The sequence below is a fragment of the Methylobacterium adhaesivum genome, assembly GCF_022179065.1.
GTDB classification, from domain to species: domain Bacteria; phylum Pseudomonadota; class Alphaproteobacteria; order Rhizobiales; family Beijerinckiaceae; genus Methylobacterium; species Methylobacterium adhaesivum.
The window spans coordinates 102,256-120,318 of the sequence record NZ_BPQD01000025.1 but is presented as its reverse complement, the minus strand read 5'-3'; the positions used below and the strand labels follow the sequence as shown (position 1 = coordinate 120,318).

The following is an 18,063-nucleotide window of genomic DNA, read 5'->3' as shown; positions in this document are numbered from 1 at the left end:
CAGGGCGGCGTTCGGTTCCCAGCAGGTGGGCGTCTATCCGCGAAATCTCAAGATCCGTCGGCGCCGGATCGCTTCGCCAAGGATCTCCGCCTTACGGCGCGGTCGCCCCCGGATCGGCGGCAGCGGCATCGGGGGTATCGAGGTAGAACTGCTTCAGGAGGTAGAGGGCGGCGCCGTTCATCGGCCCGTGTTCCGTCGTGATCGACAGGAGTTCGGCGCCCGGGCCGAAGCCGCACAGCACCCAGCGCTGGCGCGCGGCCAGGGTCGAGGGACCCGCAACCGCGTAATCGACCCGCAGGGCGTCGGGCGTCGGGCCCGCGCCGATATGCAGAATCCGCGGCGTGGTTCCGGGGGGCGCCAGGGCTGGTACCGCCTGGCGGCACGTGGTGGCCCGCTGCTGGTCGACGCTGCTCGCGCAGGCGGTGAGGACGAGGAGGGCAGCAAGGCCGAGACGGGCGGGCCTCACGCGCCGGCGCGCAGGCGCTCGGCGACCCGGGGAGCGTAGTAGGTGAGCACGCCGTCGGCTCCCGCGCGTTTGAACGCCAGCAGGCTCTCGGCCATGGCGCGCTCGCCGTCGAGCCAACCGTTGCGGGCGGCGGCCTCGATCATCGCGTACTCGCCCGACACCTGATAGGCGAAGGTCGGCACGCCGAACTCGTCCTTCACCCGGCGGATGATGTCGAGATAGGGCAGGCCGGGCTTCACCATCACGGAGTCGGCACCCTCCGCGAGATCGAGGGCGACCTCCCGCAAGGCTTCCGACGAGTTGCCGGGGTCCATCTGGTAGGTGCGCTTGTCGCCCACCAGCGCCGCCTGCGTGCCGATGGCGTCGCGGAACGGGCCATAGAAGGCCGAGGCGTATTTCGCCGCGTAGGCCATGATCTGGACGTCGCGAAAGCCCGCCCGGTCGAGGCCGGCGCGAATGGCGCCGACGCGCCCGTCCATCATGTCGGACGGGGCGATGATGTCGGCGCCCGCCTCCGCCTGGATCAGGCTCTGCTCGACGAGCAGTGCGACGGTCTCGTCGTTAAGGATGGCGCCGTCCTGCAGCAGACCGTCATGGCCGTGACTGGTGTAGGGATCGAGGGCGACATCGGTCATGAGCCCGAGTTCGGGCACTGCCTGCTTCACCGCCCGCACGGCCCGGCACACGAGGTTGTCGCGGTTGAGGGATTCGGAGCCGGTGGCGTCGCGCAAGGACGGCTCGGTGTAGGGAAAGAACGAAATTGCAGGAATGCCGAGGCGCGCGGCGTGCTCGGCCGACCGCACGATCTCGTCGACGCTGAGGCGCTCGACGCCCGGCATCGACGCGATGGGCTCGCGCCGGCCGGTCCCCTCGATGACGAAGAGCGGCCAGATCAAATCGTCGACCGTCAGGGTATGCTCGCGCACGAGGCGGCGCGACCAGGCCGACTTGCGGTTGCGGCGTGGGCGCTGGGTGATGCCGAGGGCGGCCGGGCGGGCGCTCTCCGCGGCGGCTTCGAGGGCGATGGGGCGCGGTGTCGGCATCTCGTCGGGCATGGGGTCATCCGGACCTGCCGCATCGCCTGGGGATGCGGGAGACGCCCGCCTACCACATCCGCGAAAGCCTCCGAAACCCAACCCGCCGTCGCAACCCGATCCGCCCCCGGAGATTGACGGGCCGGGCCCAAACTTCGTCTATGCGGACGATCCCGAGGACAGGATGAGCGATGCTGGGCGAGGACGAAGCGGAAATCCTGCTCACGCGGCGCGGCGCGGTGGGCCTCGTGACTTTGAACCGGCCGCGCGCGCTGAATGCCCTGTCCCTGGCGATGATCCGGGCGATGCACCGGCAGCTGCAAGCCTGGGAAACGGACGACTCCGTGACGCGGGTCGTCCTGCGCGGCGTCGGCGGACGCGCCTTCTGCGCCGGGGGCGACGTGCGGGCGATTCATGCCCTGGCCCGCACCGGACGCTCCGAGGAGGTCGACGCGTTCTGGCACGGCGAATACGCCCTCGATGCCGCCGTGAAGGCCTACCCCAAGCCCATCGTGTCGCTCATCGACGGCCTCACCATGGGCGGCGGCAACGGCATCTCGCTGCACGGCAGCCACAGGGTCGCGTCGGAGGGCTACCGTTTCGCCATGCCGGAGGTCGGAATCGGCTTCTTCCCCGATGTCGGCATGACCTACGCCCTGCCGCGCCTGCCCCACCGGGCCGGCGCCTACCTCGCGCTCACGGGCGCGACCATCGGGGCCGGAGACGCCCTGGCGCTGGGGTTGGCAACGCATCATGCCCCGGCCGCGCGTTTCGACGCCATCGTCGACAGCCTTGCGGAGGGGGACAGCATCGAGGCCGCGCTCGCGGCGCAGGCGGACGTGCCGCCGCCCCCGGGGTCCGTGATGGCGCACCGCGCCCTCATCGAGGCGTGCTTCTCGGAACGCGACGTGACCGGGATCCTCGCGCGGCTCGACGCCGTGGCGGCAGGCGAGGCGGGTTCGAGCGAGGCGGCCTTCGCCGCCGATACGGCCGCCCTGATCCGCACCCGCTCACCCACCAGCCTGTGCATCGCCCACTTGCAGATGCGGCGAGGCGGGGCGATGACCTTCGCCGAGTGCATCGCCGCCGAGACCCGTCTCGCGATCCTGCTGATGCAGGGCCATGACTTCTTCGAGGGCGTGCAGGCGGCCCTGATCGACAAGTCCGGCGCCCCGGCCTGGAGGCCGGCGACCCTGGACGCCGTCGATGCGGCGGCCATCGTGGCCGCGTTCGAGGGCGAGGGCGGCGCTCACGCCTCGCCGGAGCGGGATGCCGGTCGACATTCATGACGCCGCGGCCGGGGATCCGGTTAGGGCCTTCAAGAAAGGAACGGACACGACGTGCGCAGTTTGACCAAGGTTGGCGGGGGGCGGGGCGGGCGCGCGGGGGAGGGCGACGACCGGATCGAGCGGTCGCCGCGCCCACCCCAGACGGGCTGGGACGTGGTTCTGGTGTGGTTCATGCGCCTGACCGCGCTGATCTGGCTCGCGAAGGCCGTGGCCAACTGGGCCTCGATCGTCGACGTCCTGCCGGGCGCGGCGCCATTCGCGACCGAGCCGGTTCCCCGCCAGACGGTGATCGTCTACTTCGCCGTCATCGACGCCATGGCGGCGGTCGGCCTGTGGCTCACCAGTGCTTGGGGCGGCGTTGTCTGGCTGCTCGCAGCGACGAGCGCCCTGACCCTCGCGCTCCTGACACCGCATCTGCTGCCAATGTCAGTGCCTCACCTTGTTCTGCAGGCAAGCATCGTGACGATCTACTTTGTCCTATCCTGGTTGGCGGCGCGCGAAATCCGGTGAACGAGTCCTTACGACGATCGCTTCATCTTGCATTTACCGACAGAGGTAAATCGCAAATTCATCCTATCGCTTAAACCGTCTTTCATCCGCGCTGCCTAGGTTGGGTTCATGAGCGGTGGCAACGAACACCGGCCCTGCAACGCGAAGATTTGACGAGGCCAGCGATGAAGTCCCAGGCAACCAAGGTTAGCGAGACGAATACCGCCCCCGAGGCCGCCCCCCACGGCTCCTACCTCGAAGCCCTCCACCTCGTGGAGCGCCTGCACCGCCGCCTCCTCGATGTGATCAAGGACGAGTTCGAGCGCCGCGACCGCGAGGACGTCAACAGCGTCCAGGCCCTGCTGCTCTACAACATCGGCGACAAGGAACTCACTGCGAGCGAGCTGCGCACCAAGGGCTACTATCTCGGTTCCAACGTCTCCTACAACGTCAAGAAGCTCGTCGAGGCCGGCTACCTCCACCATGCCCGCTCCACCACGGACCGCCGTTCCGTGCGGATCAGCCTCACCGACAAGGGCCGCCAGATCCACGACATCATCCAGAGCCTGTACGACAAGCATGCCCGCACCATTCAGCCCATCGGCGGCATCTCGGACGACGATTTCGGCCGCATGAACACGGCCCTGGGCCGCCTCGAGCGCTTCTGGACCGATCAGATCCGTTACCGGCTCTAGCAGAGCCTCGAAGGCGGCGCCGGTTTGATCGGCAAGAGCTGCGGAAAGCCAACCGACTACCGGCGTCGGTGCCCTCCGAGTTCCGGAGGGAACCAAGCGGAAGATTTAGGAGAAGCGGGCCCACGCACCGGAACCGGAGCGGGTGGGCCCGCTTCCGTTTCGACAACCGGCCCGATCCCGATCCGCGGGGATCATCCAGGTAATCGCCGCTCTGGCGCCTATGGACCGAGTCTATTGACCGGCGCTTTTTCAGAAGCAGGCGCGTCAGTCTGGCTGCGAGCCCGACCCGATCCTCGCACCGGAGAACACGAGTAAGGCGGGGCTCACGCGGCGACTGGGCAGGGCGCCATCAATGCTCCGCACAACAAAAAAGGGTGCCGCCCAATCTGGACGGCACCCCTCATCAGGTAACGGCGGTCTTAGTTGAAGGTGTCGATCTCAGCCGACTCGTAGCTGGTGACTTCCATGCCGACGCAGACTTCCTGAACGATGGGGGCAGACCACTTCATGGCGTTTCTCCTGGTTTGGGTTGGATGGTTACGACGGACGTCCCGAGGGACGCCGATCCCTTAGTTGAAGGGATCGATTTCTGCCGACTCGTAGCTCGTGACTTCCATGCCGACGCAGATTTCTTGAACGACGGGGGCTGACCACTTCATGGTGTTTCTCCTTCGTGTTCGACCCCCTGAATATGCCGATGCATTGGGCGCAACACAAGTGGGCACTACACTTATATTTCTCATAGGGTCGTGTCGGGGAGGGCGGGGCCGTAAAGCGGCATCCGCATGGCGCCGCCGAGCAGTGCCTCAACGACGCGGCCGCTGGATCGATCCGGCGTGATGGAATCGGAGGTTTCGGGGGAAGGGTAGGACCCGTCTCGCAACTCCGGCTTGACGCGCACGGGATGGAGGCGCACGCACGCGCCGCCTGCCCGTGCGGGCGCTCCTTCAAACCGAACGATGCCCAGCGACAGTTCCCGACGATCTCCCGCGCCCTGCGCGGCCGCGCACGTCGCCGATCCGGCTCCCTGAGGGTTCGGGCGGCGCAACGCCCCGGCCGCCCGCGGCCGTGCGACTTCGCGCGAGGTTTAAGCCCATGAACGCGACCGTTTCCTTCACGGCCAATGTCGATCCCTCCGTCCTGGCCGCGCGGCTTTCGGACGAACGCGCCCCCGATATCGTCGAGGCCCTGAACGAAGAGGCGCCCGAGGTCGCCGCCGCCATCCTCCTCGGCCTGCCACAAGACCGCGCCATCGAGGTTCTGGATCAACCCGAGCTCGACTGCGCCGCCGACATCGTCGAGATGCTGCCGCGCGACCGCGTCGCCTCCTTCCTCTCGGGCATGTCGGCCGATCGCGTCACCGACATCTTCCGCGAGATCGAGGAGCCGGGACGCTCCGATCTGCGCGCCCGCCTCGACGCCGAGACGCGCGGCACCATCGATCGCCTGAGCGCCTACGGCGAGGAGAGCGTCGGGTCGCTCATGACCACCGAATTCGTCGCCGTGCCGGGCGACTGGACCGTCGGGCAGACCCTCGAGCACGTCCGCCACGTCGAGAAGACGCGCGAGACGATCTATTCCATCTTCGTCCTCGACCCACGCACACGGGCGCTCACCAAGGCGGTGCCCCTGCGCCGCCTCATCTCGGGGAATCCGAACGATAACGTGCTCTCGGTGGCGCCCGGCCGGCGGCCGCTCGCCGTCTCGCCTACGGCAAGCCGCGAGGAGGCCGCGCGCCTGATCTCGAAATACGATCTCCTGGCGCTGCCCGTCATCGATGCGGTGGGCCACCTCATCGGCATCGTCACCGTCGACGACATGATCGACGCTATGGTCGAGAAGCAGACCCAGGACGTGCAGCGCTTCGGCGGCATGGAGGCTCTGCCCGACCCCTACATGGATATCGGCTTCTTCACGATGATCCGGAAGCGGGCCGGCTGGCTCTGCGCCCTGTTCCTCGGCGAGATGATGACCGCCACCGCCATGCAGGGCTTCGAGGGCGAATTGGAGAAGGCCATCGTCCTCACCCTGTTCATCCCCCTCATCATGAGTTCGGGCGGCAATTCGGGCAGTCAGGCAACATCGCTTCTCATCCGCGCCCTCGCACTCCATGAAGTCCGCCTGCGCGACTGGTGGCGGGTGGCCTTGCGCGAACTGCCCACGGGGCTCGTCCTCGGGGGGATCCTCGGGATCATCGGCGTGGTCCGGATCGTCGTCTGGCAGAAGACCGGCCTGTACGATTACGGCGTGCATTGGCCCCTCGTCGCCGCCACGGTCGGCGTGGCGCTCGTCGGAATCGTCACCTTCGGCTCGCTGACGGGCTCGATGCTGCCGTTCCTGCTCCAGCGGCTCGGCTTCGATCCGGCCACGGCCTCGGCCCCGTTCGTCGCGACCCTGGTCGATGTGACCGGCCTGGTGATCTACTTTTCCGTCGCGATGCTGATCCTGCACGGCACGCTTCTGTGACAAACGCGGCCGGATGAACTTCCGGTGACGCGGGGTCGCATTGCAAAAAAGTTCCGGACGGTGCTTGCCTGCCGCCGGGCTGACTTTCCTTCGAAAGCCTCTAATGTCTCGCCCGGCCACGCCGCGTTCGCGCGGTACGGTCGTGCCCGTATCCCTGCTCGGAGTCCGACACTTGGCGAACCACTCGGCGACCCCCTCGGCGAATTACGCTGCGGCCCCTTCGGCGAACCCGGTCGTGAATGCCGACGGCACCATCCCGGGGACGGACGGAACGCGGCGCGACTTCATGTTCCTCGCCACCGGCGCGGCCCTCGCCGTCGGGGCCGGCGCCTTGGCCTGGCCCTTCGTCGCCTCCATGGCACCGGACGCGGAGACGATCGCGGCGGGTGCGCCCCTTGAGGTCGACCTGACGCCGATCCAGGAAGGGCAGATCGTCAACGTGTTCTGGCGCGGCAAGCTCATCTTCGTCCGTCACCGCACGGAGAAGGAGATCAAGGAAGCGGCCGCCGTGCCGATGAAGGATCTCATCGATCCGCAGGCCGACGCCGCGCGGGTCAAGGACGGCCACGCCCAATGGCTCGTGGTCTATGGCAACTGCACCCATCTCGGCTGCGTGCCGATCGGACATCAGGGCCAATATGAGGGCTGGTCGTGCCCGTGCCACGGCTCGCTGTACGACACCTCGGGCCGCGTCCGCCGTGGCCCCGCCCCGACGAACCTGCCCGTTCCGCCCTACGGATTTGAGACGGCCACCAAGATCCGGATCGGCGAAGAGGGCGGCAAGGCTGCTGCCTGACGCCGGACCATGCGACGGGATTTCATGAAACAGTTTTCGGAGCGGGTAGCCCCATGAGCGCACACGCCAACACCTATGTCCCCAAGAGCCGCCTGGCGAAGTGGTTCGAATCGCGCCTGCCGCTCGTCGGCCTCGTCCACTCGTCGTTCGTCGCCTTCCCGGTGCCGCGCAACCTGAACTACTTCTGGACCTTCGGGGCGATCCTCATCGCCATGCTGATGTCGCAGATCGTCACCGGCATCTGGCTGGCGATGCACTACGATCCGTCCGCCGCCAACGCGTTCAACTCCGTCGAGCACATCATGCGCGACGTGAACTACGGCTGGCTGCTGCGCTATATGCATGCCAACGGCGCGTCGATGTTCTTCGTCGCGGTCTACATCCACATGTTCCGAGCGCTGTATTATGGCTCATACAAGGCCCCGCGCGAGATCCTCTACATCCTCGGCGTGATCATCTACCTGCTGATGATGGCCACCGCCTTCCTCGGCTACACCCTGCCGTGGGGCCAGATGAGCTTCTGGGGCGCCACCGTCATCACCAGCATCCTGGGTGCGATTCCGATCGTCGGCGAGACGATCCAGAGCCTGCTCTGGGGCGGTTACTCCGTCGGTAGCCCGACGCTCAACCGGTTCTTTTCGCTTCACTATCTCCTGCCGTTCATGATCCTCGGCGTGGTGGTGCTTCACGTCTGGGCGCTGCACGTCACCGGCCAGAACAATCCGGCCGGCATCCCGATCAAGTCGAGCAAGGACGCTGTGCCGTTCACGCCCTACGCCACCGTGAAGGACGTGTTCGCCACCGTCGTGTTCGGCATCTTCTTCGCCTACTGGATCTTCTACCAGCCGAACTACCTCGGTCACGCCGACAACTACGTCCCGGCTAACGCCGCCGTGACCCCGGCCCACATCGTGCCGGAATGGTACTTCCTGCCGTTCTACGCGATCCTGCGCGCAGTGCCGGACAAGCTCGGCGGCGTGATCCTGATGTTCAGCGCCGTGATCATCCTCGCCTTCGCGCCCTGGCTCGACACCTCGCGCGTGCGCTCGGCCAACTACCGTCCGATCTATCGGCAGTTCTTCTGGCTGTTCGTCGTCGTCACGATTCTGCTGGGATGGCTCGGCTCGAAGCCGCCGGAGGGGGGCTACGTCATCGCGGCCCGCCTGTGCACGGCCTATTACTTCCTCCACTTCCTCGTCGTGATGCCCCTGGTCGGCCTCTTCGAGACGCCCAACCGGCTGCCGGGCTCGATCCTCGAGAGCGTCACCGGTCCGGGCAAGCAGGTCTCGGGATCCGGCATGCCGGCCGGCGCCGCGGCCGCACCGCAGACCAAGGGTTGAGGGCAGGGGACTTTTGAGCACCATGAAAACCACCCGCCTTCTCGCCGCGTCCCTCGTCGCGGCCACTCTCAGCGTCACCGTGGCCTCGGCGGAGGAGCACGGCGCTCCCCAGCCGCCGCGGGAGAAGTGGAGCTTTGCCGGCATGTTCGGCCGCTTCGACCAGGCCCAGCTACAGCGCGGCTTCCAGGTCTATCGCGAGGTCTGCTCGAGCTGCCACGGCATGAGCCTCGTGCGCTTCCGCAACCTGTCCGAGCCCGGCGGTCCCGGCTTCAGCGCCAATCAGATCAAGGCGCTGGCGGCCGAGTACAAGGTCAAGGAACTGAACGACTCCGGCGAGGAGGTCGAGCGGCCGGCACGGGCCGCCGATGCATTCCCGTCGCCGTTCCCCAACGACAAGGCGGCGGCCGCCGCCAACGGCGGCAAGGCGCCGCCGGATTTCTCGGTGCTCGCCAAGGCCCGCACCTACGAGCGCGGCTTCCCGAAGTTCCTCACCGATGCCATGCCCCTCGTCGGCTACACGGAGCACGGCGTGGACTACATCCACGCAATCCTGACCGGTTACGAGGATCCGCCGGCGGGCAAGGAGGTTCCCGCGGGCACGTACTACAACAAGTACTATCCCGGACACCTCATCGCGATGCCGAAGCCCCTCAGCGACGGGCAGCTGACCTACGCGAAGAACGACAAGGGTGAGCCGGTGGTCCCCGAGACCGTCGACCAGTACGCCAAGGATGTCGGAGCGTTCATGGCCTGGACGGCCGAACCGCACATGATGGCGCGCAAGGCCCTCGGCCTGCGGGTGATCCTGTTCCTCATCGTGCTCTCGGGCCTGCTCTACTACGTCAAGAAGCGGATCTGGGCGAAGGTGGGTGGCGAGGTCCACGGCCTCCAGCCCGAACTGCACAAGACCTACTGATCGGAGCGCGCGGGGCTCGACACGGGCGCCGTCCTCATCGAAACACCACGGCGCCGGCGCACCCGAACGGGGGCGGCCGGCGCTGATCGTATGGAGCCTTGGGTATGACGCAAGCGGTTCTCGGCGTGATGGGCGGATCGGGGGTCTACGATCTGCCGGGCCTGGAGGACGTCCGCGAAGAGGCGGTGCAGTCGCCCTGGGGCGAGCCTTCGGACGCCCTGCGCATCGGCCGGATCGGCGCCACCAAGGTGGTGTTCCTCGCGCGCCATGGACGCGGTCACCGCCTGTCGCCGTCGGGCATCAACTATCGCGCCAACATCGACGTGCTGAAGCGGGCCGGCGTCACCGACCTCGTATCGCTCTCCGCCTGCGGCTCGTTCCGCAGCGAGCTCCACCCGGGCCTGTTCGTCCTCGTCGATCAGTTCGTCGATCGGACGCACGGCCGCACGGCGTCGTTCTTCGGCAACGGTTGCGTCGCCCATGTCTCCCTCGCCCATCCGGTCGGTCCCGCCCTGCAGAACCGTATCGCCCAGGCCGCCGAGGCCGAGGAGATCGCGATCCATCGCGGCGGCACCTACGTCTGCATGGACGGCCCACAATTCTCGTCCTACGCCGAATCGACCAACTACAAGGCCCAGGGCTACGACGTCGTCGGCATGACCAACATGCCGGAAGCCAAGCTCGCCCGCGAAGCCGAAATTACCTACGCCACCATCGCCATGGTCACGGATTTCGATTGCTGGCACCCGACCCATGACGCCGTCGACGTCGCCGCCGTCGTGGCCGTCGCCCGCGCCAATGCGAGCAAGGCCGCCCGCCTCGTCGCGCGCCTCGCCCGCGACTTTCCGCAGGAGCGTGAAGCGTGCCCCGTGGGCTCCGCGAACGCCCTCGACGGCGCCATCATGACGGCCGAGAGCCACCGCGATCCGGTGCTTCTCGCCAAGCTCGACGCCGTGGCCGGGCGCGTTCTGCGGGGCTGAAACCGCTCGGCTGGCGGCCGGCATTCCTGGTGAATCGCGGCGCGGCTCACTTCACAGGCAGGCTATGTTGGTCCTAGAAGGCGCTTTGGCCTTCCGAACCCAAATGTCACGCGAGCAAAAACCAGGCATGCGCGCCGCCAGCATCGACCGCCGCACGGCGGAAACCGACGTCCACGTCTCGGTGAACCTCGACGGAACCGGTCGGGCTACCATCGCGACGGGCGTCGGCTTCCTTGACCATATGCTCGAATTGCTGGCCCGCCACGCCCTGTTCGACATCGACGTCTCGGTCACGGGCGACCTGCACGTCGATCAGCACCACACCACGGAGGATGCCGGCATCGCGCTCGGCCAGGCCTTCGCCCAGGCCCTGGCCGACAAGCGCGGCATCGCGCGCTACGCCGACATCCACCTGCCCATGGACGAAGCATTGACGCGAGTCGCCGTCGATATCTCGGGCCGGCCGTTCCTCGTGTTCCGCACGGCGTTCAAGGTCGAGAAGATCGGGCAGTTCGACACCGAACTCGTGCGCGAGTGGTTCCAGGCCTTTGCCATGAACGCCGGCATCACCCTCCATGTCGAGACCCTCTACGGCGACAATGCCCATCACATCGCCGAGAGCTGCTTTAAGGGATTGGCCCGCGCCTTGCGGCAAGCCGTCACCGTCGATCCGCGCGAGGGCGGCCGCGTTCCCTCTACGAAGGGGTCGCTCTGACCGCGCCGGTCCGGACGAAAGGATACGCCATGCGCACCTATACGTTGCATCTCGATCGGGACGCCGTCGCCGGAGAGGCGCACGGCCTCGAGCGCGCGCACCTCGTGCCGGATGGCCTGTCCTGGGCGGCGTTCGCCTTCGGGCCTCTCTGGTTTCTCTATCATCGCCTCTGGCTCGCGGCGCTGGGAGTCCTCGGGCTCCTCGTCGCGACGGCATTCGCCGGGCATATGGCTGGTCTCACGCCGTTTGCCGGATTCGTCGTGACGGTGCTGGTGCTCCTGCTCGTCGGTCTCGAAGCCTCGTCCCTTCGGCGCTGGACCTATGCCAGCCGCGGCCGCCCCGTCCGCGATGCGGTGCTGGCGGGCAGTCTGGAGGAAGCCGAGATGAAGGCCGCGACGCGCTGGCTCGACGGCGCAGCCCCGGCGCGCCCGGCGCTCGCCCCCCACACCCGCGCTCCGTCCAGGCCGAATGAGCCGGCCATCGGGATGTTTCCGCTCAGCGAGGGCGGGCGGTGACGAGCGAGACCGTCGCAATCATCGATTACGGCTCGGGCAACCTGCACTCGGCGGTCAAGGCCTTCGAGCGCGCCGCCCGCGAGGCCGGCCTCGACGGGACCCGTATCCTGCTGACCTCCGAGGCCGAGGCGGTGGCGGCGGCTGACCGGGTCGTGCTGCCGGGTGTGGGCGCCTATGCCGATTGCCGGGCTGGGCTCGACGCCGTGCCGGGCATGGTCGAGGCCATGACGCATGCGGCCAGGACCCGGGCGCGTCCGTTCCTCGGCATCTGCGTCGGCATGCAGCTGCTCGCGTCCCATGGCCTCGAATACGCGACCACACCGGGCCTCGACTGGATCCCGGGTGACGTCGCCCCGATCCGCCCGTCCGATCCGGCGCTTAAGGTGCCGCATATGGGGTGGAACACCCTGACGACCGACCGCGACCATGCCCTGCTGTCGGGGATCCCGACGGGCGACGACGGCCTGCATGCCTACTTCGTCCACAGCTTCGCGCTACGTCCACTGAACGGCGCGGACACTGTGGCGCACAGCGATTACGGCGGCCCGGTCACCGCCATGGTGGCGCGTGACAACATTGCCGGCACGCAGTTTCACCCAGAGAAGAGCCAGCGCCTCGGCCTCGCGCTCCTCGCCAACTTCCTGCTGTGGCGCCCCTGAGCGGGGCTGCCTTGATGCCACGCATAGCCCGAAAGCGAACCGACGCGTGATCCTGTTCCCGGCCATCGATCTCAAGGAAGGGCGCTGCGTTCGCCTCGTGCAGGGCGACATGGCCCAGGCCATCGTCTTCAGCGACGATCCGGCCGCCCAGGCCGCCGTCTTCGAGGAACAGGGCTTCTCCTGGCTCCACGTGGTAGATCTCGACGGAGCCTTCGCCGGCGCGCCGATGAATGCCGGCGCCGTCGATGCGATTCTCGCCCGCACCAAGCTCCCCGTGCAGCTCGGCGGCGGCATCCGCGAGATGAAGACCCTGGAGGCCTGGCTCGCCAAGGGCGTCAGCCGGGTCATCATCGGCACGGCCGCCGTGCGGGATCCGGCCTTCGTGCACGAGGCGGCACGCCTCTATCCCGGCAAGATCGCCGTCGGCATCGATGCCAAGGACGGACGCGTCGCCGTCGAGGGCTGGGCCAAGACGTCGAGCATGACCGCGGAAGAGCTCGGCCGCCGCTTCGAGGATGCCGGCGTCGCGGCCATCATCTACACGGACATCGCCCGCGACGGCATCCTCAAGGGCCTCAACATCGAGATGACCCTGGGGCTCGCCCGTGCCGTGACGATTCCCGTCATCGCCTCCGGAGGCCTCGCGTCCATCGACGACGTGCATCGCCTCCTCGAACCCGACTGCGCGCTGCTGGCCGGCGCCATCACCGGACGCGCCCTTTATGACGGCCGCATCGACCCGCGCGAGGCCCTCGCGGCCATCGCCAGAGCCAAAGGCGGCAGGACGAAGGGCGGCGCGGCCGCCTGACCGCGCCGCGGGAGAACCATCGTGCTCAAGACCCGCATCATCCCCTGCCTCGACGTCAAGGACGGCCGCGTCGTCAAGGGCGTGCAGTTCCTCGAACTGCGCGACGCCGGCGATCCCGTCGAGGCGGCCAAAGCCTACGACGCGGCCGGGGCCGACGAGCTCTGCTTCCTCGACATCACCGCGAGCCACGAGGACCGGGGTACGCTCCTTGACGTGGTCAGCCGCACGGCGGAGGCCTGCTTCATGCCGCTCACCGTCGGCGGCGGCATTCGCACGGTGGCGGACATCCGCACGCTTCTACTCGCCGGGGCCGATAAGGTCTCGATCAACACCGCCGCCGTGAACGATCCCGATTTCGTGGCGCGCGGCGCAGAGAAGTTCGGCAGCCAGTGCATCGTGGTGGCCATCGATGCCAAGCGCACCTCGGTGCCGGGCGAACCGGAGGCGTGGCAGATCTTCACCCATGGCGGGCGCAAGGCCACGGGGCTCGACGCCATCGCGTTCGCCCGCACGGTGACCGCGCGGGGCGCCGGCGAACTCCTCGTCACCTCCATGGACCGCGACGGGATGCGCTCCGGCTACGACCTCGCGCTCACCCGTGCCATCGCCGATGCCGTGAGCGTGCCAGTGATCGCATCCGGCGGCGTCGGCGGCCTCGACGACCTCGTGGCCGGGGTGCGGGACGGGCATGCCAGCGCGGTGCTCGCGGCGTCAATCTTCCATTTCGGGCAGCACAGCGTAGCCGAGGCCAAGGCGCACATGGCGGCGGCCGGTCTCGCCATGCGCCGCGACGCCTGACGCGGGGACCGGGGAGCGGCTTGCCCCATCACCGGACCTTCGCCACAACCGCCGGTGCAACTTTCTTCAGGGAGTGGCACGATAAGTCCAGCACGCCGGGACCCGGGACCGCATGACCGACTTCACCCTCGCAGACCTCGACGCCCTCGTGGCGGACCGCGCCAAGGCCCCGGCCGACCAATCCTACACCGCGAAACTGCTCGCCGGTGGACCGGCGAAGCCAGCGAAGAAGCTCGGCGAAGAGGCCGTCGAGGCGGCCATCGCCGCCGTGCAGGGGGATCGGGCCGGCCTCGTGAGCGAAGCGGCGGACGTGCTCTACCATCTCGTGGTGCTGCTGCGGGCCGGCGGCGTCGCCCTCGACGAGGTCATGGCGGAACTCGAGCGGCGCACCGCCCAGAGCGGCATCGCCGAGAAGGCCGCCCGGAGGCATACATGACGGAGGCGGCCATCGGCGTGGCTCCGCACGTGGAGCGCGATCCCGCCGTGGGGCAGGATCCCGTCACCGGTCTCGGCCCCGAACGGCTCTCACCCTACCGTCTCTTCACCCGCGAGGAATGGGCGCAGCTGCGCGCCGACACGCCCCTGACGCTGGGGGCCGAGGACGTGACACGGCTGCAATCCCTCAACGACCCGATCTCGGTGGAGGAGGTGGAGGCGATCTATCTGCCGCTTTCGCGCCTGCTCTCCCTCTACGTCGCGGCGACGCAGGGGTTGTTCAAGGCGACCCAGCGCTTCCTCATGGCCGAGCACGAGACCAAGGTTCCCTACATCATCGGGGTCGCGGGCTCCGTGGCGGTGGGCAAGTCCACCACCGCGCGAGTGCTCAAGGCCCTCCTGGCGCGCTGGCCCAACACGCCGAAGGTCGACCTCATCACCACGGACGGGTTCCTGCTGCCCAATGCCGAGCTCAAGGCCATGGATGCCATGGACCGCAAGGGCTTTCCGGAGAGCTACGACACCGCCGCCCTGCTACGTTTCCTCACCGACATCAAGGCCGGCAAGAAGCGGGTCGCCGCCCCCCTCTATTCGCACCTCGTCTACGACGTCGTGCCGGGCGAGGAGCGGGTGGTGGAATCCCCCGACATCCTCATCGTCGAGGGCCTGAACGTGCTTCAGCCCGCGCGCCTGCCCCGCGACGGCACGGCGATCCCGTTCGTGTCGGATTTCTTCGATTTCTCGATCTACCTCGACGGCCACGAGGACGATCTGCATCGCTGGTACGTCAACCGCTTCCTGCGCCTGCGCCAGACGGCTTTCCGCGATCCCCTATCCTATTTCCGGCGCTACGCCGAGGTGACGGAGGCCGAGGCCCTCGAGATCGCCGACAATCTCTGGACGACCATCAACCTGCCCAACCTGCGCGACAACATCCTGCCGACGCGCCAGCGCGCGAGCCTCATCCTCGCCAAGGGCGCGAGTCATCGCATCGAAAGCGTGGCCCTGCGCCGCCTGTGACCGGGGTCCCTCGCTGACGACGCGTCAGATTACTGCGAGCGGCGCGCCTGGGGCGATTGGCCCCGTGAAGCACAACTGTTAGATCTGCCGCCGCGACCCGAGCGGTGGAGACGACGATTTCCGATCAAGCGTGGGCAACCGGCCTTGGCCTCGTTGCCGTTCTCGTCCTCGTGCTGGCCAACGGGTTCTTCGTGGCCGCCGAGTTCGCCCTCGTCTCCGTGCGGCGCAGCAGGGTGTCCGAGCTCGTCACCGAACGGCGGACGAACGCAAAGGCCCTCCAGCGCGCCACCGACCACCTCGACGCGCATCTGGCCGCGACCCAGCTCGGCATCACCATCTCGTCCCTGGCCCTCGGCTGGGTGGGCGAACCGGCGCTCGCGCACCTCATCGAACCGGCGGTGGCTTGGCTCCCGTCCACTGCGGGCGTGGTGGCCTCCCATACCATCGCGGTGGCGATCTCGTTCGTCATCATCACCGCCCTGCACATCGTGCTCGGCGAGCTCGCACCGAAGAGCCTCGCGCTCCAGCGCAGCGAGCGCACGGCCCTCACGGTGGTGCGGCCGCTCAGCCTGTTCCTGTTCGTGTTCCGTCCGGCGATCCTGTTCCTCAACGGGCTCGGGAACGGCGTCGTGCGCCTGTGCGGCCTCAAGGCCGGCCACGGCGAGGGCTCCCTGCACTCCACGGCGGAACTGAACCTCCTCATCCAGGCGAGCCAGGAAGCCGGGCTGATTCAAGAAGCGCAGCAGGAGGCGGTGGAGCGCATCTTCTCGATCGGCGAGCGCAAGGTTCGTGACATCATCACCCCGCGTCACGAGGTCGAGTGGGTCGATGCCGATGACGACCGAGCCGCGATCTTGAAGGCCGTGCGCGAGTGCGACCATGCCCAGATCGTCGTCAGCCGCTCCCAGGTCGACGAGGTTGTCGGCGTGGTGCGCAAGCAGGACCTCCTGAACCAGGTGCTCGACGGCAACGCCATCGATGTCCTGGCCGCGACGCAGCCGCCCATCGTCGTCCACGAGAGCCTATCGATCCTGGCGGTGCTGGAGATCTTCCAGGCCCAGCCCGTGCGCATGGCCATCGTGGTGGACGAGTATGGCAGCCTGGAGGGGATCGTCACCCAGACCGATCTGCTCGAGGCCATCGCGGGCGACATCCCGGAGATCGGCGACGAGCCGGCGGTGGTCGAACGCGAGGATGGGTCGCTGCTCATCGACGGGATGATGCCGGCTGGGCAGGCCTTCGAGCGCCTCGCCTTTGCGGAGCACCCCAACACAGAGGATTTCGCCACCCTCGCCGGGTTCGTCATCTTCCAGCTCGGGCGGATCCCTGCGGCCGGCGATGCCTTCGAGACCCACGGTTGGCGCTTCGAGGTGGTGGATATGGACGGCCGCCGCGTCGACAAGATTCTGGCGACGCCCCGACCCGCGTAAAGACGGAGGGCCTCAGCCGTCCAGCGGATAGGCGGACTCGACGAGGTAGGGGCCGCCGCCGGTGGAGGCACGGGCCGAGAACAGGGCGATCCGCGTCGCGGTGAAATGCTGGGGCGGGAAGAAGCCGGCTTCCGAGAGATACCGCGCCACGTCCGGGGCACGGACCTGACGGGCGAGGCGCGCCAGGGTGACGTGGGGCGTGAACCGGCGCGTGTCGGGCGCCGCTCCGGCATCCCGTGCGAGGCGCTCGTGTTCGGCCTGTAAGTCGGTCAGCGTCGGATCGGACGCGACGGTGGCGAGGAGCGAGCGTGGCTTGTCGCCTCCGAACACCCCGAGGCCGTCGAGAACGAGATTGAGGGGCGGGCGCACCCGCGCGGCGACGAGCCCCTCGTGGAGGGCCTGCGCCACGGTCTCGTCCACGTCGCCGAGGAACCGCAGGGTGACGTGATAGTCCGTCGGCTCGATCCAGCGGGCTCCGGTGAGGGCGCCGCGCGCCCGCGCCAAGGCTTCGCCCACATCGGCCGGTACCTCGATCCCGGTGAACAGGCGCGGCATCAGCGGCTCACCGCCTGGAGACGGTCGAGGAAGGTCTCGACGCTCGGCAGAATGCCCGCGACGATCGTCTCGACGCCCTTCACATTGGGATGAAGCCGGTCGTCGAGATTGTAGGCCTTGTCGCCCGCGATCCCGTCGAGGAAGAACGGGTAGAGGATGAGCCCATGCGTCCGCGCGAGGTCGGGATAGATTGCATCGAACCGCGCGACGTAATCCGGGCCGAGATTGGACGAGGCCTTCATGCCGGCGAGCATCACCGGAATGTTGCGCGCCTTGAGCCGGGCGATGATGGTGTCGAGCGCCTTGCGGGTCACGGCCGGATCGGTACCCCGCAGCATGTCGTTGGCGCCGAGTTCGAGGATCACCCCATCCGTCCCGTCGGGCACCGACCAGTCGAGGCGGTCGAGGCCGCCCGTGCTGGTGTCACCCGAGACGCCTGCGTTGGCGACGGTGACGGCCCGGCCCTTGTCCCGCAGCACGCGTTCGAGGACCGCGGGAAACGCGGCCGTGCCGGGCAACCGGTAGCCGGCAGTGAGGCTGTCGCCGAAAGCCACGAGGGATACGGGCCGTTCGCCCGACGCCGTCCATCCGGGGGAGGCGGTGAGACCCAGTGCGGCAAAGAGCGCCATCAGGCCGACCATGCAGCCGCGACCGTGG

At 68.1% G+C, this 18,063-nt stretch carries 22 protein-coding genes; 16 read left to right on the top strand and 6 right to left on the bottom strand.

What is annotated here, in order from left to right; all coding sequences use genetic code 11:
* Positions 1 to 91: 91 nt before the first annotated feature.
* Both MFF01_RS16965 and hemB read right to left on the bottom strand, forming a co-directional pair.
* Entirely contained in the window at positions 92 to 466 is a 375-nt protein-coding gene (locus MFF01_RS16965; RefSeq protein WP_238227221.1) for a hypothetical protein, read from the bottom strand.
* Positions 463 to 1,521: a porphobilinogen synthase gene (gene hemB, locus MFF01_RS16960; RefSeq protein WP_238227219.1), complete on the bottom strand. Its 1,059-nt coding sequence runs from the start codon at positions 1,519 to 1,521 to the stop codon at positions 463 to 465. The genes MFF01_RS16965 and hemB overlap by 4 nt, the downstream gene beginning before the upstream one ends.
* A 170-nt stretch (positions 1,522 to 1,691) precedes the next feature.
* Here hemB and MFF01_RS16955 point away from each other — a divergent pair, with 170 nt between their 5' ends.
* The 3 genes from MFF01_RS16955 to ldtR all read left to right on the top strand — a co-directional run bounded on the left by MFF01_RS16955 (position 1,692) and on the right by ldtR (position 3,973).
* Positions 1,692 to 2,789 carry an enoyl-CoA hydratase/isomerase family protein gene (locus tag MFF01_RS16955; RefSeq protein ID WP_238227217.1) on the top strand — a complete coding sequence of 366 codons (1,098 nt, stop codon included), beginning with the start codon at positions 1,692 to 1,694 and terminating at the stop codon, positions 2,787 to 2,789.
* 51 nt (positions 2,790 to 2,840) lie between these two features.
* Positions 2,841 to 3,299 carry a DUF6163 family protein gene (locus MFF01_RS16950; RefSeq protein ID WP_238227214.1) on the top strand — a complete coding sequence of 153 codons (459 nt, stop codon included), beginning with the start codon at positions 2,841 to 2,843 and terminating at the stop codon, positions 3,297 to 3,299.
* Positions 3,300 to 3,463: 164 nt separating this feature from the next.
* Positions 3,464 to 3,973: a transcriptional regulator LdtR gene (ldtR, locus tag MFF01_RS16945; protein ID WP_238227212.1), complete on the top strand. Its 510-nt coding sequence runs from the start codon at positions 3,464 to 3,466 to the stop codon at positions 3,971 to 3,973.
* 419 nt (positions 3,974 to 4,392) lie between these two features.
* On the opposite strand, the gene pqqA (MFF01_RS16940) is transcribed toward ldtR, so the two are convergent.
* Together pqqA (MFF01_RS16940) and pqqA (MFF01_RS16935) are read right to left on the bottom strand one after the other, a co-directional pair.
* On the bottom strand, positions 4,393 to 4,482 hold the full coding sequence (pqqA, locus tag MFF01_RS16940; protein ID WP_109951178.1) for a pyrroloquinoline quinone precursor peptide PqqA: 90 nt from the start codon (positions 4,480 to 4,482) through the stop codon (positions 4,393 to 4,395).
* A gap of 60 nt (positions 4,483 to 4,542) precedes the next feature.
* Complete coding sequence (gene pqqA, locus MFF01_RS16935; protein ID WP_055952695.1) at positions 4,543 to 4,632, bottom strand: pyrroloquinoline quinone precursor peptide PqqA; 90 nt, start codon at positions 4,630 to 4,632, stop codon at positions 4,543 to 4,545.
* Between the two features lie 436 nt (positions 4,633 to 5,068).
* Here pqqA (MFF01_RS16935) and mgtE point away from each other — a divergent pair, with 436 nt between their 5' ends.
* The 13 genes from mgtE to MFF01_RS16870 all read left to right on the top strand — a co-directional run bounded on the left by mgtE (position 5,069) and on the right by MFF01_RS16870 (position 16,851).
* Positions 5,069 to 6,439, top strand: a complete 1,371-nt coding sequence (gene mgtE, locus MFF01_RS16930) for a magnesium transporter (RefSeq protein ID WP_238227210.1) — start codon at positions 5,069 to 5,071, stop codon at positions 6,437 to 6,439.
* A gap of 253 nt (positions 6,440 to 6,692) precedes the next feature.
* Complete coding sequence (gene petA, locus MFF01_RS16925) at positions 6,693 to 7,235, top strand: ubiquinol-cytochrome c reductase iron-sulfur subunit (protein ID WP_283207203.1); 543 nt, start codon at positions 6,693 to 6,695, stop codon at positions 7,233 to 7,235.
* A gap of 53 nt (positions 7,236 to 7,288) precedes the next feature.
* The gene (locus MFF01_RS16920) at positions 7,289 to 8,575 is read left to right on the top strand and encodes a cytochrome b (RefSeq protein WP_238227209.1); all 1,287 of its coding nucleotides are present in this window, start codon (positions 7,289 to 7,291) and stop codon (positions 8,573 to 8,575) included.
* Positions 8,576 to 8,597: 22 nt separating this feature from the next.
* Positions 8,598 to 9,491 (top strand): cytochrome c1, encoded by an 894-nt coding sequence (locus MFF01_RS16915; RefSeq protein ID WP_238227206.1) that lies wholly within the window; start codon positions 8,598 to 8,600, stop codon positions 9,489 to 9,491.
* 104 nt (positions 9,492 to 9,595) lie between these two features.
* A complete protein-coding gene (locus tag MFF01_RS16910; RefSeq protein WP_238227205.1) occupies positions 9,596 to 10,471 on the top strand; it encodes an S-methyl-5'-thioadenosine phosphorylase in 876 nt (291 codons plus the stop codon).
* A 127-nt stretch (positions 10,472 to 10,598) separates the two neighbouring features.
* Positions 10,599 to 11,186 (top strand): imidazoleglycerol-phosphate dehydratase HisB, encoded by a 588-nt coding sequence (gene hisB / locus MFF01_RS16905; protein WP_238227204.1) that lies wholly within the window; start codon positions 10,599 to 10,601, stop codon positions 11,184 to 11,186.
* Positions 11,187 to 11,215: 29 nt separating this feature from the next.
* On the top strand, positions 11,216 to 11,701 hold the full coding sequence (locus tag MFF01_RS16900) for a DUF2628 domain-containing protein (protein WP_238227203.1): 486 nt from the start codon (positions 11,216 to 11,218) through the stop codon (positions 11,699 to 11,701).
* Positions 11,698 to 12,360 (top strand): imidazole glycerol phosphate synthase subunit HisH, encoded by a 663-nt coding sequence (gene hisH / locus MFF01_RS16895; RefSeq protein ID WP_238227202.1) that lies wholly within the window; start codon positions 11,698 to 11,700, stop codon positions 12,358 to 12,360. The genes MFF01_RS16900 and hisH overlap by 4 nt, the downstream gene beginning before the upstream one ends.
* A 46-nt stretch (positions 12,361 to 12,406) precedes the next feature.
* Complete coding sequence (hisA, locus tag MFF01_RS16890; protein WP_238227201.1) at positions 12,407 to 13,168, top strand: 1-(5-phosphoribosyl)-5-[(5-phosphoribosylamino)methylideneamino]imidazole-4-carboxamide isomerase; 762 nt, start codon at positions 12,407 to 12,409, stop codon at positions 13,166 to 13,168.
* Between the two features lie 21 nt (positions 13,169 to 13,189).
* Complete coding sequence (gene hisF, locus MFF01_RS16885) at positions 13,190 to 13,966, top strand: imidazole glycerol phosphate synthase subunit HisF (protein ID WP_238227200.1); 777 nt, start codon at positions 13,190 to 13,192, stop codon at positions 13,964 to 13,966.
* Between the two features lie 112 nt (positions 13,967 to 14,078).
* Positions 14,079 to 14,402, top strand: coding sequence for a phosphoribosyl-ATP diphosphatase (locus MFF01_RS16880; protein WP_238227199.1), 324 nt, complete (start codon positions 14,079 to 14,081; stop codon positions 14,400 to 14,402).
* Positions 14,399 to 15,421 (top strand): type I pantothenate kinase, encoded by a 1,023-nt coding sequence (coaA, locus tag MFF01_RS16875; RefSeq protein WP_238227197.1) that lies wholly within the window; start codon positions 14,399 to 14,401, stop codon positions 15,419 to 15,421. Before MFF01_RS16880 ends, coaA begins: the two co-directional genes overlap by 4 nt.
* Before the next feature lie 170 nt (positions 15,422 to 15,591).
* On the top strand, positions 15,592 to 16,851 hold the full coding sequence (locus MFF01_RS16870; RefSeq protein WP_238227283.1) for a hemolysin family protein: 1,260 nt from the start codon (positions 15,592 to 15,594) through the stop codon (positions 16,849 to 16,851).
* A gap of 12 nt (positions 16,852 to 16,863) precedes the next feature.
* Here the strand turns inward: MFF01_RS16870 and thpR are convergent, their stop codons facing one another.
* Both thpR and MFF01_RS16860 read right to left on the bottom strand, forming a co-directional pair.
* A complete protein-coding gene (thpR, locus tag MFF01_RS16865) occupies positions 16,864 to 17,406 on the bottom strand; it encodes an RNA 2',3'-cyclic phosphodiesterase (RefSeq protein WP_238227196.1) in 543 nt (180 codons plus the stop codon).
* Positions 17,406 to 18,035 (bottom strand): arylesterase, encoded by a 630-nt coding sequence (locus MFF01_RS16860; RefSeq protein WP_238227195.1) that lies wholly within the window; start codon positions 18,033 to 18,035, stop codon positions 17,406 to 17,408. The genes thpR and MFF01_RS16860 overlap by 1 nt, the downstream gene beginning before the upstream one ends.
* Positions 18,036 to 18,063 lie beyond the last annotated feature (28 nt).